General features: G+C 66.9%; 15 protein-coding genes and 1 pseudogene. 6 read left to right on the top strand and 10 right to left on the bottom strand.

What is annotated here, in order from left to right; translation table 11 throughout:
• Window positions 1–25: 25 nt before the first annotated feature.
• Both G3N98_RS08335 and G3N98_RS08340 read right to left on the bottom strand, forming a co-directional pair.
• Window positions 26–1,087 carry a 5-bromo-4-chloroindolyl phosphate hydrolysis family protein gene (locus G3N98_RS08335; RefSeq protein ID WP_206147884.1) on the bottom strand — a complete coding sequence of 354 codons (1,062 nt, stop codon included), beginning with the start codon at window positions 1,085–1,087 and terminating at the stop codon, window positions 26–28.
• Window positions 1,087–2,085 carry a toxic anion resistance protein gene (locus G3N98_RS08340; protein ID WP_206147885.1) on the bottom strand — a complete coding sequence of 333 codons (999 nt, stop codon included), beginning with the start codon at window positions 2,083–2,085 and terminating at the stop codon, window positions 1,087–1,089. Before G3N98_RS08340 ends, G3N98_RS08335 begins: the two co-directional genes overlap by 1 nt.
• Here G3N98_RS08340 and G3N98_RS08345 point away from each other — a divergent pair.
• Window positions 2,072–2,290 (top strand): hypothetical protein, encoded by a 219-nt coding sequence (locus tag G3N98_RS08345; RefSeq protein WP_206147886.1) that lies wholly within the window; start codon window positions 2,072–2,074, stop codon window positions 2,288–2,290. The two genes, G3N98_RS08340 and G3N98_RS08345, sit on opposite strands and share 14 nt — an antisense overlap.
• Before the next feature lie 5 nt (window positions 2,291–2,295).
• Here G3N98_RS08345 and leuE read toward each other — a convergent pair whose 3' ends face one another.
• The 5 genes from leuE to gloB form a co-directional block, all read right to left on the bottom strand.
• Window positions 2,296–2,955 carry a leucine efflux protein LeuE gene (gene leuE / locus G3N98_RS08350; RefSeq protein ID WP_046545364.1) on the bottom strand — a complete coding sequence of 220 codons (660 nt, stop codon included), beginning with the start codon at window positions 2,953–2,955 and terminating at the stop codon, window positions 2,296–2,298.
• A gap of 37 nt (window positions 2,956–2,992) precedes the next feature.
• A complete protein-coding gene (carA, locus tag G3N98_RS08355; protein WP_041492797.1) occupies window positions 2,993–4,138 on the bottom strand; it encodes a glutamine-hydrolyzing carbamoyl-phosphate synthase small subunit in 1,146 nt (381 codons plus the stop codon).
• 365 nt (window positions 4,139–4,503) lie between these two features.
• Entirely contained in the window at window positions 4,504–5,721 is a 1,218-nt protein-coding gene (locus tag G3N98_RS08360; protein ID WP_175239765.1) for an MFS transporter, read from the bottom strand.
• A 154-nt stretch (window positions 5,722–5,875) separates the two neighbouring features.
• Window positions 5,876–7,450: a transglycosylase SLT domain-containing protein gene (locus G3N98_RS08365; protein ID WP_089472522.1), complete on the bottom strand. Its 1,575-nt coding sequence runs from the start codon at window positions 7,448–7,450 to the stop codon at window positions 5,876–5,878.
• 151 nt (window positions 7,451–7,601) lie between these two features.
• Complete coding sequence (gene gloB / locus G3N98_RS08370) at window positions 7,602–8,408, bottom strand: hydroxyacylglutathione hydrolase (protein ID WP_089472521.1); 807 nt, start codon at window positions 8,406–8,408, stop codon at window positions 7,602–7,604.
• A gap of 18 nt (window positions 8,409–8,426) precedes the next feature.
• On the opposite strand from gloB, the gene G3N98_RS08375 reads away from it, so the two are divergent.
• From G3N98_RS08375 to dnaQ, 3 genes are read left to right on the top strand one after another with little or no spacing between them, the layout of a single operon-like run.
• The gene (locus tag G3N98_RS08375) at window positions 8,427–9,239 is read left to right on the top strand and encodes a class I SAM-dependent methyltransferase (RefSeq protein ID WP_089430881.1); all 813 of its coding nucleotides are present in this window, start codon (window positions 8,427–8,429) and stop codon (window positions 9,237–9,239) included.
• Complete coding sequence (gene rnhA / locus G3N98_RS08380) at window positions 9,236–9,679, top strand: ribonuclease HI (RefSeq protein ID WP_206147887.1); 444 nt, start codon at window positions 9,236–9,238, stop codon at window positions 9,677–9,679. The genes G3N98_RS08375 and rnhA overlap by 4 nt, the downstream gene beginning before the upstream one ends.
• A 38-nt stretch (window positions 9,680–9,717) precedes the next feature.
• Window positions 9,718–10,452, top strand: a complete 735-nt coding sequence (dnaQ, locus tag G3N98_RS08385; protein WP_175239763.1) for a DNA polymerase III subunit epsilon — start codon at window positions 9,718–9,720, stop codon at window positions 10,450–10,452.
• Window positions 10,453–10,486: 34 nt separating this feature from the next.
• Here dnaQ and G3N98_RS08390 read toward each other — a convergent pair whose 3' ends face one another.
• On the bottom strand, window positions 10,487–10,819 hold the full coding sequence (locus G3N98_RS08390; protein WP_046545360.1) for a YnfA family protein: 333 nt from the start codon (window positions 10,817–10,819) through the stop codon (window positions 10,487–10,489).
• A gap of 539 nt (window positions 10,820–11,358) precedes the next feature.
• Here G3N98_RS08390 and proP point away from each other — a divergent pair.
• Window positions 11,359–12,846 (top strand): glycine betaine/L-proline transporter ProP, encoded by a 1,488-nt coding sequence (gene proP, locus G3N98_RS08395; RefSeq protein WP_089472519.1) that lies wholly within the window; start codon window positions 11,359–11,361, stop codon window positions 12,844–12,846.
• Window positions 12,847–12,955: 109 nt separating this feature from the next.
• On the opposite strand, the gene G3N98_RS08400 is transcribed toward proP, so the two are convergent.
• Together G3N98_RS08400 and G3N98_RS08405 are read right to left on the bottom strand one after the other, a co-directional pair.
• Entirely contained in the window at window positions 12,956–13,150 is a 195-nt protein-coding gene (locus tag G3N98_RS08400; RefSeq protein WP_069249260.1) for a hypothetical protein, read from the bottom strand.
• 185 nt (window positions 13,151–13,335) lie between these two features.
• On the bottom strand, window positions 13,336–13,965 hold the full coding sequence (locus G3N98_RS08405) for a glutathione S-transferase (protein ID WP_206147888.1): 630 nt from the start codon (window positions 13,963–13,965) through the stop codon (window positions 13,336–13,338).
• Window positions 13,966–14,217: 252 nt separating this feature from the next.
• Here G3N98_RS08405 and G3N98_RS39720 point away from each other — a divergent pair.
• Window positions 14,218–14,340: pseudogene (locus G3N98_RS39720) on the top strand (polyhydroxyalkanoate depolymerase); the annotation flags it as partial.

Here is a 14,340-nt window from a genome sequence, read left to right on the forward strand (position 1 = left end):
GCGACCGGTTCGCCGGCCGCCGACTTCACAGGGGAGGCGCGCTGGCCTCCCGCTGCTCTGCCCGCTTCAAATCTTCATTCAGGACGCGAAGTAGCGCCTGGAGTCCCTCCAGATCACTCTCCGCCATCTGGTTCTGCACCTTCTCGAACTGCCCGACCAGTCCCTTGAGACCCGCCTCGATTTCACGCATGTGTTCCGCTCGGGACGGGTTCGATTCCGTCAATCCGTCAGCCTTGATGAAAAACCAACCAAGCCTGATCGCGTTGGGCAATTGCGACGCGAGAAAGTGGTTCAACAGGCTGTACCGCTCGGCATCGGTGCCCACCATTCGATGGATACGCTGGCTGGTCCTGATCAGCGCGCTCCATTCGTCCTCGATCACACTGCCCTTCAGTTGCGCGTACATCCGGCTCATCTCGGCCATTTGTTCGTCGAGGAGGCTTGACGCCAGTCCGTGCCGGTTCGCCGCTGTACCAGCCACGGACGAAAGCTCGGCTTGCTGCAGCGGCTGCGGCGCCGGTCGAGACGACGACATCCACGCGGTCAGGACGTATTCCCGAATCCAGTCCTGCAGTTCCGGGAACCCGCGGTAATACTTATGCAACAACCACTCGATCCGCGCGGAGTCCGGGGTTTCCAGCGCGCGCAGCCCCCACCAGACGAGCAGCGCAGCCGGCAACACGATCCATCCTACGCTCAGCCAGACCGTCGGCAGAAAATACGCAAAAGCGGTCAGAAGCCCGATGCCGAGATGGATGCGCGGCACCAGGTACAGGTGGCGAAACGCCAACCCCATCACCGCTCCCATCAGGAAGAGCGACATGCCTGCACCCGCAATCATCACCGCGATCACCCACGGCCCAAAATCCACGAAGCGGGCGTGCTTGTCGAATTCCTGCAACTTGTCCACCAGACCGACTGCGGCGACCAGCGACGCCGCGCCGACCCCGACCGCCGTTCCCGCGAACGCGGAACCGTAAGCCACGAATCCGTGCCACAAGCTCATCCACAGCGCACGGACAAAGAGCCGGGTGCCGCCTTTCGGCCGCACCTTGGGCAATTGAAGACGTCCGCTCCAGCGCAGCATTACGCCCCCGCCGCCTGACGCGCCAACGACGTGCGCAGATCCGACTCGAGCTTCTTCAATTCGACCTCGACCGCTGCGCGGTTCTTCCGGCCTTCCGCCTGGATTTCCATCACGTCACCGACAGTGCGCAGCAGCAGTTCATTCGCATGACGCACCGATTCGATATCGATGACGCTGCGCTGGCTTGCCTGCTCGATCGACGTAGCGCTGCGGTGCAGCTGCTCGGCATTCTTGCGCAGCAGTTCATTGGTCATGTCGACCACGGCCTGCTGCGTCTCGTACGCCTGCTTCTGCCGCTCAAGCGCAAGCGCGGTGATGAACTGCGCCTTCCATGCGGGAATCGCGGTATGAATCGCCGTATGGATCTTGTCCACCAGCAGGGCATCGCCGTTCTGCACGATGCGGATCTGCGGCAGGCGCTGCAACCCGACCATGCGCGCGAGCTTCAGGTCATGCACCTTGCGCTCGAGCCGATCGATGTTGCGTGCGAGATCCTGCACCTTCTCCTGCTGGAGCGCGCGCTCATCGTCCGACAAGCCGCTCATCGCGGCCTGCAGTTCCGGCATACGGCTTTGCCGGAATTCGGCGACGTACTGCTCGCCCGCCGTGATGTAGGTGTCCAGGTTCTTCACATACTGGACGCCGTTCGCGTGCAGGTCGTCCAGCATCGCGATGTCGCGACGCATCGCCTCGCGCCATATCTCGAGCCGCAGCGCCACCTCGTTGATCTGGGCCGACACATCCTCGTAGCGGCGCACGAAACGCTCGACTGCCCGCTGCGCGGTGCCGAGCATACGCGAAACGAAACCCTGCTTCTGCAACGACTCCGGATCCAGTGAACGGATCTGGTCCTGCAGATTCGACAGGAGCGCCCCCGCTTCGCCTACATCCTTGCCTTTCACGTCTGCCAGGATGCGATCCGAATACGCGCTGAGCTCGCGCATCGCGTCGTCGCCGAAGGACAGCACGGCAGTGGACGACTCGATGTCGATCGACATCCGAATGCGCGCGACCGCCCCGTCCGCCTCGTTGCGCGGCGCGGCAGCCGCGGATGCGGCCGTCAAATCGATCGATGCAGTGCTCTCGCTCAATGAATTGCTTCCTGGCGTGTCAGTCAAAATGGTTTCCCCGGATGATTGGTCGATTCTTTTTATTGGCCCGACACCCGACCTGCAAACGCGCAGGCGTTCGCTCGTCGGGTGACTCGCTCAGCTCATCGTCGCCAGCGCGAGCTTCACCGAAAATCCGATGAACAGGCCGCCCACGCTGCTCGCCGCGCCTGCTGCAAGCTTGCGGCGGCGGCGGAAGTGCTCGGCAAGCCGCGCCCCCGCGAAGATCAGCGTGCTCAGGTACAGGAAGCTCGCGCATTGCGCGATCGCCCCGAGCACGACGAACGACAGCGCGGGATGCGGGAATGCCGGGTCGACGAACTGGATGAAGAACGAGATGAAGAACAGGATCGCCTTCGGATTCAGCAGGCTCACGATCAGCGCCTTGCGGAACGGCCGCTCGCCATCGACCGCGGGCGCTGCCTCGACCGGCGCATTCGCCGGCGCGCGCAGCTTCTGCCACGCGCTGCGCAGCATGCCGGTGCCGATGTAGAGCAGATACGCGGCGCCGCCGTACTTGACGACGGAGAACAGCAGCGGGTTCGCCTTCAGCAGCGACGCGACGCCGGCGGCGGACAGCACCATCAGCACCGTGTCGCCGACGAACACCCCGCACGCCGCGCGATAGCCGGCCTTCACGCCGCGCTGCGCCGCGAGCGACAGCACATACATCGAGTTCGGCCCCGGCAGCAGGATGATGAAGATCACGCCGAACACGTAGGTCCAGATATCCGTGATGCCGAGTGCGTGGCCGAACATGATGCGAATCTCCCGTTCTTCGGTTGCGTCGTTGACGTCAGGCGTTGCGCTGCTTCGCCGCGTCCATCAGCGCGGTGAAACGGTCGAACAGGTAGCCGATGTCGTGCGGGCCGGGCGACGCTTCCGGGTGACCCTGGAAGCAGAATGCCGGCTTGTCGGTCAGCTCGAAGCCCTGCAGCGTGCCGTCGAACAGCGACACGTGCGTCACGCGCGCGTTGGCCGGCAGCGAATCCGCATCAACCGCGAAGCCGTGGTTCTGCGACGTGATCACCACGCGACCGTCGCCGAGATCCTTCACCGGGTGGTTCGCGCCGTGGTGGCCCGTCTTCATCTTCAGCGTCTTCGCGCCGACCGCGAGGCCCATGATCTGGTGACCCAGGCAGATGCCGAAGGTCGGCACGCCGCGCTCGATGAACTGCTTCGTGGCCGCGATCGCGTAGTCGCACGGCTCCGGATCGCCGGGGCCGTTCGACAGGAACACGCCGTCCGGATTCAGCGCGAGCGCATCTTCCGCGCTCGCCTGTGCCGGCAGCACCGTCACGTGGCAGCCGCGCTCCGCGAGCATGCGCAGGATGTTGTACTTGACGCCGAAATCGTACGCGACGACGCGATACTTCGGCGCTTCCTGCATGCCGTAGCCGCCTTCGAGGCGCCATTCGGTCTGCTTCCACTCGAACGGCTTCGTGGTCGACACGACCTTCGCGAGATCCATGCCCGCGAGACCCGGGAACGAGCGCGCGAGCTCGATCGCCTTCGCTTCGTCGTCCGAGCCCGTCAGGATGCAGCCGTTCTGCGCGCCCTTGTCGCGCAGGATACGGGTCAGCTTGCGGGTGTCGATGCCGGCGATCGCGACGACGCCTTCGTCGCGCAGGTAATCGCCGAGCGTGCGGTCCATGCGGAAGTTCGATGCGAGCGAGGGCAGATCACGGATGATCAGGCCGGCGGCATGGACTTTCGTGGCTTCGACGTCTTCGGCGTTGACGCCGACGTTGCCGATATGCGGATAGGTGAGCGTGACGATCTGGCGCGAGTAGCTCGGGTCAGTCAGGATTTCCTGATAGCCGGTGATCGCGGTATTGAACACGACTTCGCCGATCGTGTGGCCTTCGGCCCCGATCGAATAACCACGAAAGACCGTGCCGTCGGCGAGTGCAAGCAAGGCGGGAGTAAAAGACGGCAACACGGGAGGCTCCTTGGGGAACACCCTGCTGCCGACCTGTTTACCCTGCCGCGCGAGCGCCGCGCTGCGTGGGCGCGCGTGGTCGCTTGCTGGACGCGACCTGCGTTGTCGAGACGCGAACCCGGCGCGTGGCGCACGAGGATTCGCGGCATCGCCCGGCAGGCGGCGTGCGGCGGATGAACGGGATGAATGAGGTAGGCGCTAGGGTGCGAGGTTGATCAGCACAAACTTTCAAATTATAGCCTGAAAATGGCCCTATCTTCAATTGATATGGCCGTCCGATCGTGCGCGCGCCGCGTCCGGCGACGCGGCGCAACGCGCTGCGGCCCCGTTTACGCGACCGCCCTACCCGCCAGCGTACCGCCGGATCAGTGCGCTTGACCAGCGCCGCGCGCCGGCCAGACGTACCAGACCGCGCTCGCGAGCTGCAGCGCGAGCAGCACACCCCACGCGGTGAAGTGCGCGGCGGCCGGATAGCGGCCGTCGACCGCCGGCCAGTGCGACAGCACCGCGCCGACCCCGATCTGGAACGCAAAGATCAGCAGGAAGATCACGAGCGTGAGCGTCGTGTTCGCGCGGCCGATCAGGTGAGCGGGAAAATGGCCGGCCATCACCGCATAGGTCAGGATGCCGACGCCGCCGAACATTCCGTATGCAGCCCACAGCACGGCCGGCGGCAACGGCACGCGCGCGACGATCGCGGCCTGCGTCGCGACGAACAGCGCCATGCCGACGCCGCAGAATGCGTACACGGACACGCCACGCCGCTCGAGCACCCGCGCCGCGGCGCCGAAGCCGACGCAGCCGGCCATCATCGCGAAGCCGAGCACCGACACGAGACGCGCGGCATGCGGCGCATCGAACCCCGCGACATCGCGCAGGTACGGCCCGACCCACAGCGACTGCATCGCGTAGAACACGCCCTGCGTGACGACGGAGAACGACGAGATCTTCCAGAACGCGCGGCTGCTCAGGATATGCCACGTGCCCTTGAACTGGCTGACGAGCCCGCCCTGGTGGCGCACCTGCTGCGCTTCCGGCGCACCGAGGCCGATCGAGGCCGCGACGATCACCGTCAGCACCGCGAGGCCGAAACAGATCGCGCGCCAGCTCGTCCAGCCGAGCAGCCAGGTCAGCGGCGAGCCGACCATCACGCCACCCAGGCCGCCCACGGCCATCACGAGGCCGTTGACCAGCGGCAGCCGGCCGACCGGGAAATGCTGCGCGAGCGCCTTGAACGCCGCGCCGAGACACACCGAGACGCCAACGCCGATCAGCAGCCGGCCGACCATCATCGTGCCGAGGCTGTGCGCGGCGCCGAACACGGCCGCGCCGGCGGCCGCGAACAGCAGCATGCCTGCCGTCACGCGGCGCGGGCCGAAGTGGTCGAGCATCACGCCGGCCGGGATCTGCGCGCCCGCGAAGCCGAGGAAATAGAGACTGGTGAGCAGGCCGAGATCGGCGGCCGACAACCCGAGCTCGTGCGTGACGAACGGCGCGAAGCCCAGATTGACGCCGCGAAACACGTACGACACGAAATACCCGACCGAAAACAGCGCGAGCACCCTCACCTGCACCGACGACATCTCTTCCCCTTGTTATATGAAGACCTTCGAAGCAGCGCCCCCGCGCCGCGCACAAACAAAAACGCCGCCACCTCGGTGACGGCGTTTCTTGCATTTCGTCGGATGATACCGCAACCGCGCGAACCGGGCCGGCCGCACGATGCGCGCGACTGCGTTACCTCTTCTTGCCCTTGTGCGCGGCGGCCTTGGCCGGTGCCGCCTTCGCGGGGGCCGCCTTCGCCGATTTGGCCGCCGGCTTCGCCGCGCCGCGCTTCGCGCCGTGCGACTTGCCGCCCACCGCCAGGCTCGCGCGCTCGATGTGCGCCCCGCCGGCCGACGTCGCGATCCGCTCCGGACCGGGTTCCGCCGGCACCGAACGGCCGACCGGCACGTGCAGCACGAGCGCCTGGCCCGGCATCACGAGATCGCGGTGCGTACGGTTCCACGCCTTGAGCTGGCCGACCGACACGCCGTAGCGGCCGGCGAGCGCCGCCATCGACTGCTTGCGGCGCACGCGGATCAGCATCTTGCGCGTGTCGGGTACGTCGGGTTCCATCGCGAGCGCGCCGTTTTCGGCGACGTCGGCGCTGATGTCCTCGTCGTCGTCATCGCCGCGCGGCACGACGATCGTCGAGCCCGGCTTCAGGCGCATGCCGGCCGGAATCTTGTTGATCGACATCAGCGTATCGGCGTCCACGCCGATCTTCTCGGCGATCGCGGCCGGCCGTGCCCGCTCGCTGACCGTATAGGTGGTCCACGACGACAGCTGGCCGTTGTACGCCTTCAGGTTCTTCTCGAACGCCGACGCGTTGTCGAACGGCAGCAGGATCTGCGGCTCGGTCGCGCCGAGGATCACCGGCTTCGAGAACGACGGGTTCAGCGAGCGGAATTCGTCGAGCGACAGGTTCGCGAGCTTCGCCGCCACCGCCACGTCGATGTCGCGCGACGTCGTGACCGTCACGAAATACGGGTGGTTCGGGATGTCCGGCAGCGCAAGGCCGTACTGCTGCGGATTCGCGATGATGTTCTTCACCGCCTGCAGCTTCGGCACGTAGTTGCGCGTCTCGTTCGGCATCCGCAGGTTCAGGTAGTCGGTCGGCAGGCCGGCCGCCTGGTTGCGGGCGATCGCGCGCTGCACGTTGCCCTCGCCCCAGTTGTACGCGGCCAGCGCGAGATACCAGTCGCCGAACATGTCATGCAGGCGCGACAGGTAGTCGAGCGCGGCGCTCGTCGACGCGAGCACGTCGCGGCGCTCGTCCTGCCACATGTTGCGCTTCAGGTTGTACGTGCGGCCCGTGCCGGGCATGAACTGCCACATGCCGGCCGCCTTCGCGACCGACAGCGCCTGCGGGTTGTACGCGGACTCGATGAACGGCAGCAGCGCGAGCTCGGTCGGCATGTGACGCGCCTCGAGTTCCTCGACGATGTGGTACAGGTACTTCTGCGAGCGCTCGGTCATGCGCTGCACGTAGTCCGGGCGCTGCGTGTACCACGTGGTCTGCATGTCGACGAGGTCGGTCTGCAGGTCGGGCATCTGGAAACCGCGGCGGATGCGACCCCAGAGATCGGAGTCCGCACTGGTCAGGTCGCCGACGGATTGCTTGTCGACGTCGACAGTTTCTTTGGCGGTGGCGGATTTACGGAGGTAGGTGGACGTCGCCTGCGAATCGGCGGCGTTGTTGGCGACAGGGGCCTGGCTCGCACAAGCGGCGAGCAGCAGAACCACCATCGCACTCAATATAAGTCGCATGAAAATCTCTGCTTCCGACGGCTGGAAATTGCAGGCGATACTACGGAAGTGCGTGCTTCACGTCAATAAAAACACCGAAAACTCAGCGAAATCCTACATTTGGAGCAATTTTTACAGACTCCGCTTGAGCTTTGGAGTCCTCCGGAAATCATCATCGGAACCGGTTTTTCCACTCGCGCATCAGCGTGAACGCCGTCAGACGATCCGGCACCGTTTCATGCAGTTCGGCCTCGAGCGTCGCGCGGATCGCCTCGCTGTCCGCCCGCATGAACGGGTTAACGGCACGCTCATGCGCGATCGTAGTGGGCAGCGTCGGCACGCCGCGCGCGCGCAGCGCCTGTGCGTCGTCGCGCCACGTGGCGAGCGCCGCGTTGCCGGGTTCGCATGCGAGCGCGAAGCGGATGTTGGACAGCGTGTATTCGTGTGCGCAATGCACGTGGGTGTCGCCCGGCAACGCCGCGAGCGCGTCGAGCGAAGCGAGCATCTGCGCGGGCGTACCCTCGAACAGGCGCCCGCAACCGCACGAGAACAGCGTGTCGCCGCAGAACACGTGCGGCGCCGCGTTGCCCGGCCCGGCCGCCTGGAAATAGGCGATGTGGCCGCGCGTATGGCCGGGCACGTCGAGCACGTCGAACGTGGCGGCGGGTGCCTCGAGCGTGACGCGCGCGCCGCCCGAAAGCGGCCGCGTGACCACGCCGATCGCCTCGGCCGCGGGGCCGTAAACGACGAGCGGAACATCGTCCGGTTGGCTATCGCGCAGGGCCGCGACACCGCCGACGTGGTCGGCGTGATGGTGCGTGAGTAAAATAGCGGTCAACCGCCAGCCTCGTTCGGCTAGAACCCGGCGCACCGGCGCGGCTTCCCCCGGATCGACGGCAATCGCATCGCGGCCGTCCGAGACGAGCCAGATATAGTTGTCATCGAATGCCGGAACCGGCATGTATTCCAGCTCGTTCATGGGCGCGCAATCATCGTTATGTCCGATCGTCAAATTATAGACTGGCCCGCCTGGACCGACTCACCACCCGGCCGCTACGTGCTGGGCTGGGAACAGGCGCAGCTCGACCGGATCGTGTCCGACGTCTTCGGGTTCCACGCGCTGCAGCTCGGCCTGCCGCAGCTCGACGCGCTGCGCGAGAACCGCATGCCGTATCGCGGCCTCGTGCTCGACCCGGCGAGCGGCGCGAGCGCGCCGTACCAGTATCCGTGGGCGCGCGAAGCGCATGCGCCCGAGCACGCGCCCGACGGCCGCAGCACGACCTGGTGCGACCTGCTCGACCTGCCGTTCGAGTCGCAGAGCGTCGACCTGATCGTGATGCCGCACACGCTCGAATTCACGTCCGATCCGCACCGGCTGCTGCGCGAGGCCGAGCGCGTGCTGATGCCGGAAGGCCAGCTCGTGATCACCGGCTTCAATTCGCTCAGCCTGTGGGGCATGCGGCAATCGTTCGGGCGCATGGCGAACCGCCCGTTCGTGCCGGCCACGCGCGACCAGATCGCGTTCATCCGGCTCAAGGACTGGATCAAGCTGCTCGGCTTCGATCTCGAACGCGGCCGCTTCGGCTGCTACCGGCCGCCGCTCGTCACCGACAAGTGGCTGGCCCGCTACGGCTTCATGGAAGCCGCCGGCGACCGCTGGTGGCCGATCTTCGGCGCCGTCTACATGGTGACGGCCGTCAAGCGCGTGCGCGGCATGCGCCTCGTCGGCCAGATCCGGATGAAGAAGCCCGTGCTCGCACCGGGCCTGACGCCGGCGGCCTCCCCGACCACCCATCAAGAACATTCATGACTACCGATACCATCGACATCTATACCGACGGCGCCTGCAAGGGCAACCCCGGCCCCGGCGGCTGGGGCGCACTGATGCGCTACGGCGACAAGGAGAAGGAGCTGTTCGGCGGCGAGCCCAACACGACCAACAACCGCATGGAGCTGATGGGCGTGATCGCCGCGCTCGAAGCGCTGAAGCGGCCGTGCCAGGTGATCGTGCACACCGACTCGCAATACGTGCAGAAAGGCATCAGCGAGTGGATCCACGGCTGGAAGAAGAAAGGCTGGGTCACCGCGGCGAAGACGCCGGTGAAGAACGCCGACCTGTGGAAGCGGCTCGACGCGCTCGTCGCGCAGCATAAGGTCGAGTGGCGCTGGGTCAAGGGCCACGCGGGTCATCCCGAAAACGAGCGCGCGGACGCACTCGCGAATCGCGGCGTCGAATCGCTCACGGCCTGAACGCGGGCCGCTCCCCTGTTTCTTTTGTTTTTCCCGACATGCGCCAGATCATTCTCGATACCGAAACCACCGGCCTGAACGCCCGCACGGGCGACCGCCTCATCGAAATCGGCTGCGTCGAGCTGCTGAACCGGCGGCTCACCGGCAACAACCTGCACTTCTACGTGAACCCGGAGCGCGACAGCGATCCGGGCGCACTGGCGGTGCACGGGCTCACGACCGAATTCTTGAGCGACAAGCCGAAATTCGCGGAAGTCGCCCACCAGATCCTCGACTTCGTGAAGGATGCCGAGCTGATCATCCACAACGCGCCGTTCGACCTTGGCTTCCTCGACGCGGAATTCGCGCGGCTCGGCCTGCCGCCGTTCACCGAGCATTGCGGCGGCGTGATCGACACGCTGGTGCAGGCCAAGCAGATGTTCCCGGGCAAGCGCAACTCGCTCGACGCGCTGTGCGACCGCTTCGGCATCAGCAACGCGCACCGTACGCTGCACGGCGCACTGCTCGACTCGGAGCTGCTCGCCGAGGTGTATCTGGCGATGACGCGCGGCCAGGACAGCCTCGTGATCGACATGCTCGACGACGCGGGCGCCGACGGCGGCGCGGGCAACGGCCAGCGCGTGTCGCTCGCCGCGCTCGACCTGGCCGTGGTGGCCGCGAGCGACGACGAACTCGCCGCGCACCAGGCGCAGCTCGACGAACTCGACAAGTCGGTCAAGGGCACCTGCGTGTGGCGCACGTCCGCCGACGCGGGCGCCGCCGAAGCGGCTTGAAGCAGGCGGCAGGCGGCACGCGCCGCGGCCACGCTCACGCGCGCGGCTGCAGCGCGATAACCGCCATTCCGCCGAGCGCGAGCACCGCGCCGGCCACGTCCCAGCGGGTCAGCGCGACACCGTCGACCACCCGCAGCCAGACCAGCGCCACCGCGATATACACGCCGCCGTACGCGGCATAGGTGCGCCCCGCCGCGCTCGGGTGCAGCGTCAGCAGCCACGCGAACAGCGCGAGCGACAGCGCGGCCGGCACCAGCAGCCACACCGGCCGGCCGTCCTTCAGCACGAGCCACGGCAGGTAACAGCCGACGATCTCGGCCAGCGCGGTGGCGGCAAACAGCGCCGCGATCCTCATCAGTTCGGTCATCCGGTTCCTCGTGAATTCGGCCCCCGTCACCCGGGGCCGCACGGCCCCGCCGTGCGCCGCCGATCATACCCGAGCCGCCCCCGCCGGACGCCCCGCCAGCCGGGCGTTTCCCGGCAATTTGCACGATCATCCGTCATCGTGCTATCATGTCGCCTGTTTCAACATTCAATCTCTGTCTATTCGATTTCGAGAGAAGTCCGTCCGCGCGTTGCGGGCCGGTGCTTCGACCGAAATTGCACACACAGGAAAGCCCGCCCGACAGGCCCGCTTTTCTCGTTTCGTTGCCCCTCCGGGGCGCTTGCCGGAACGCTGGACACCGTCCGCACCGGCAGCTGCCGCCAGCATCACGCGGCCCATTCTTCATGAGCGCACTGTCGCGACGGCCCATCGGGCCCGCGTCGAAGCAGCCCCTTACGGCCCTTTACCGCCTGCAATGCAGTAAGTGCTTAAAGGTCTGCCCCGACGCGCCGCATCCGACACCGCGCTCGCCGGCAAACCGTGTCGGACGGCCCGCCCGTTCGGCGCAGTCAAAGGAGTGCATGACCTTGACCGCAACACACGTCAGCCCGACCGCTGCTTCTTCCACCGCTTCGTCGTCCGGCGAAGCCCCGCTCGTCGCGGACGACATCACCGTCGTCGACCAGAGCCTCCTCAAGCGCGCCGTCAGCGCCATGGCCATCGGCAACGCGATGGAATGGTTCGACTTCGGCGTCTACAGCTACATCGCCGTCACGCTCGGCAAGGTGTTCTTCCCGTCCAGCAGTCCGTCCGCGCAGCTGCTCGCGACCTTCGGCACGTTCGCGGCCGCGTTCCTCGTGCGCCCGCTCGGCGGCATGGTGTTCGGCCCGCTCGGCGACCGCATCGGCCGCCAGCGCGTGCTCGCCGCCACGATGATCATGATGGCCGTCGGCACGTTCGCGATCGGCCTGATCCCCAGCTACGCGTCGATCGGCATCATGGCGCCCGTGCTGCTGCTCGTCGCCCGCCTCGTGCAGGGCTTCTCGACCGGCGGCGAGTACGGCGGCGCCGCCACCTTCATCGCCGAATTCTCGACCGACAAGCGCCGCGGCTTCATGGGCAGCTTCCTCGAGTTCGGCACGCTGATCGGTTACGTGATGGGTGCGGGCGTCGTCGCGCTGCTCACCGCGTCGCTGTCGCAGGAGGCGCTGCTGTCGTGGGGCTGGCGCGTGCCGTTCCTGATCGCCGGCCCGCTCGGCCTGATCGGTCTCTACATCCGGATGCGGCTCGAGGAAACGCCCGCGTTCAAGCGCCAGGCCGAAGAGCGCGAGGCGCAGGACAAGGCCGTGCCGAAGGCGCGCTTCCGCGAAACGCTGATGCGCAACTGGCGTGCCCTGCTGCTGTGCGTCGGCCTCGTGCTGATCTTCAACGTGACCGACTACATGGTGCTGTCGTACCTGCCGAGCTTCATGTCGTCGACGCTGCACTTCGACGAATCGCACAGCCTCGTGCTCGTGCTGATCGTGATGGTGCTGATGATGCCGCTGACGCTCGCCGCCGGCCGCCTGTCGGACAAGGTCGGCCGCAAGCCCGTGATGCTGGCCGGCTGCGTCGGCCTGCTCGTGCTGTCGATCCCGTCGATGATGCTGATCCACGCGGGCACCACGGCGTCGGTGTTCGGCGGCCTGCTGATCCTCGGCGTGCTGCTGTCGTGCTTTACCGGCGTGATGCCGTCGGCGCTGCCGGCGCTGTTCCCGACCGAGATCCGCTACGGCGCGCTCGCGATCGGCTTCAACGTGTCGGTGTCGCTGTTCGGCGGCACGACGCCGCTCGTGACCGCCTGGCTGGTCGACGTCACGCACAACCTGATGATGCCCGCGTACTACATGATGGGCGCCGCCGTGATCGGCATCGTGTCGGTCGTCGCGCTCGCCGAAACCGCGCGCCAGCCGCTCAAGGGCTCGCCGCCGGCAGTCGCGTCGCGCCGCGAAGCCCACCAGCTCGTGCGCCAGATGCGCGAGGACGACGAAGCGGATATCTACAGTGTCGGGTCGCCGGCACGCGCCTGAGCGTCACCCATGAAAAAGCCCCGGCCGAAGCCGGGGCCCGATCGAACCCGATCCGCCCGACCGGCTTGCGCCGGCCGGGCTTTTTTTCATCCATTCGACGCCGGCGCGCTCATGCCTGCGCTTCGCAGTGGCGGCAGAAAATCAGCGCTCGCGAGCGCGACACGGCGGCCTGCGCACCGCGCGCCGCGACGATCAGCCCGACCTGACCCAGATTGAAATCGCGCTCGACCATCAACTGCGTCAGCGCGGCAAGCGGCAACACGAGGGACGGGTGGTACAGGCTCGATTCGATCAGGGCTTTCATCTGCGGCTCCATCAGGCAAGGCGTCATTCGATGGAGTGGATTCTAGGGACCGGCCGCATCCGGATAAACAGCGCGAATGCGAAGTCACTTGTCAGCCGCCGAGAACAATCGACAGCGCCTTGCCTGACAACGCTGAGCGGGCGACGGGGCGCGGCGCGGGGCCCCGCCGCAGGTCGCCGCTGCGCCTAGACGAGCGGTGTTTCGACGAACGCCGGCAGCGCTTCCGCCCGCGCCGAATGCGCGGCCAGTGCCGGATAACGGGCCGGATCGATCCGCGCGAGCACCGGGTAGTCGGCCGCCATGAACTGCGTGAAGCGCCATGCGACCGCGACCGTCACGTCGGACTGCAGCAGGCGCGCGCCGCCGAACCAGCCGTTCGCGGCCGCGACGAGCGGCTCCAGGGCGCCGTATGCGCCCTCGATCTGGCTCAGCACGCGCTCGAGCCACGGCGCATGCTGCTTGTCGGCCGGACGCAGCGCCTGCTCGTAGACGACCTGCACGGTCTTCTCGGCGGCCGCCAGCGCGAAGCCGACCGGCACGAGCGCGCGCAGCCGAGCATCGGCGGTATCGGGCAGCAAGCGCCGCTCGGGCGCGACCAGGTGATCGAGATAGTCGACGATCAATGACGAATCGAGCAGCGTCGCGCCGTCGTCGGTCACGAGCGTCGGCGCCTTGACGACCGGGTTGGTCGCCCTGAACTGCTCGAAATGACGGAACACCGAGATCGACTCGTGTTCGAACGGGAGGTCGAGCAGTTTCGCCGAAATGGCGACCCGACGCACGAACGGGGAATCCAGCATGCCGATCAGCTTCATCGCGAACACTCCGCTTGAGGGGAATGGGAGCGACGACTGTAGCAGCGTCGCGCGGCATCGCCTAGGGCCCGTTCCCGCCCGCAACGAGCGGGGGCCGGCTCCGCGACCGCGTTTGCCGAAATAGCGGAACGTGCTCGGCCGGCCTTCGCGCCCGTGCGCCCGATGCGCATCAACCCGCCGCGCGCGGGACTCACGATGTCCGGCCACAGTGACCATAATGCAAGTTCACCCCCTTCCGCCTCAAGGTTCGCCATGTGGTATGCCCTCGTCGAGCAGCAGCGGGAATGGATGCGCGCGTGGCGCGCGGCGACGCGGCACGCGTTCGACGCGTGGCCCGCGGCCACGCTGCCGCACGCGGCGGCGTCGTGCTACGAC

It is taken from the genome of Burkholderia sp. Tr-20390 (genome assembly GCF_017104595.1).
GTDB lineage: Bacteria > Pseudomonadota > Gammaproteobacteria > Burkholderiales > Burkholderiaceae > Burkholderia.

Coding starts and splice junctions, on each gene's coding strand:
- proP (WP_089472519.1), top strand. CDS start 11,359: ATGACCTTGACCGCAACACACGTCAGCCCGACCGCTGCTTCTTCCACC.
- G3N98_RS08400 (WP_069249260.1), bottom strand. CDS start 13,150: ATGAAAGCCCTGATCGAATCGAGCCTGTACCACCCGTCCCTCGTGTTG.
- G3N98_RS08345 (WP_206147886.1), top strand. CDS start 2,072: ATGTCGATCGACATCCGAATGCGCGCGACCGCCCCGTCCGCCTCGTTG.
- gloB (WP_089472521.1), bottom strand. CDS start 8,408: ATGAACGAGCTGGAATACATGCCGGTTCCGGCATTCGATGACAACTAT.
- G3N98_RS08340 (WP_206147885.1), bottom strand. CDS start 2,085: ATGTCGATCGACATCGAGTCGTCCACTGCCGTGCTGTCCTTCGGCGAC.
- G3N98_RS08375 (WP_089430881.1), top strand. CDS start 8,427: ATGTCCGATCGTCAAATTATAGACTGGCCCGCCTGGACCGACTCACCA.
- leuE (WP_046545364.1), bottom strand. CDS start 2,955: ATGTTCGGCCACGCACTCGGCATCACGGATATCTGGACCTACGTGTTC.
- G3N98_RS08365 (WP_089472522.1), bottom strand. CDS start 7,450: ATGCGACTTATATTGAGTGCGATGGTGGTTCTGCTGCTCGCCGCTTGT.
- G3N98_RS08390 (WP_046545360.1), bottom strand. CDS start 10,819: ATGACCGAACTGATGAGGATCGCGGCGCTGTTTGCCGCCACCGCGCTG.
- dnaQ (WP_175239763.1), top strand. CDS start 9,718: ATGCGCCAGATCATTCTCGATACCGAAACCACCGGCCTGAACGCCCGC.
- G3N98_RS08405 (WP_206147888.1), bottom strand. CDS start 13,965: ATGAAGCTGATCGGCATGCTGGATTCCCCGTTCGTGCGTCGGGTCGCC.
- rnhA (WP_206147887.1), top strand. CDS start 9,236: ATGACTACCGATACCATCGACATCTATACCGACGGCGCCTGCAAGGGC.
- G3N98_RS08335 (WP_206147884.1), bottom strand. CDS start 1,087: ATGCTGCGCTGGAGCGGACGTCTTCAATTGCCCAAGGTGCGGCCGAAA.
- G3N98_RS08360 (WP_175239765.1), bottom strand. CDS start 5,721: ATGTCGTCGGTGCAGGTGAGGGTGCTCGCGCTGTTTTCGGTCGGGTAT.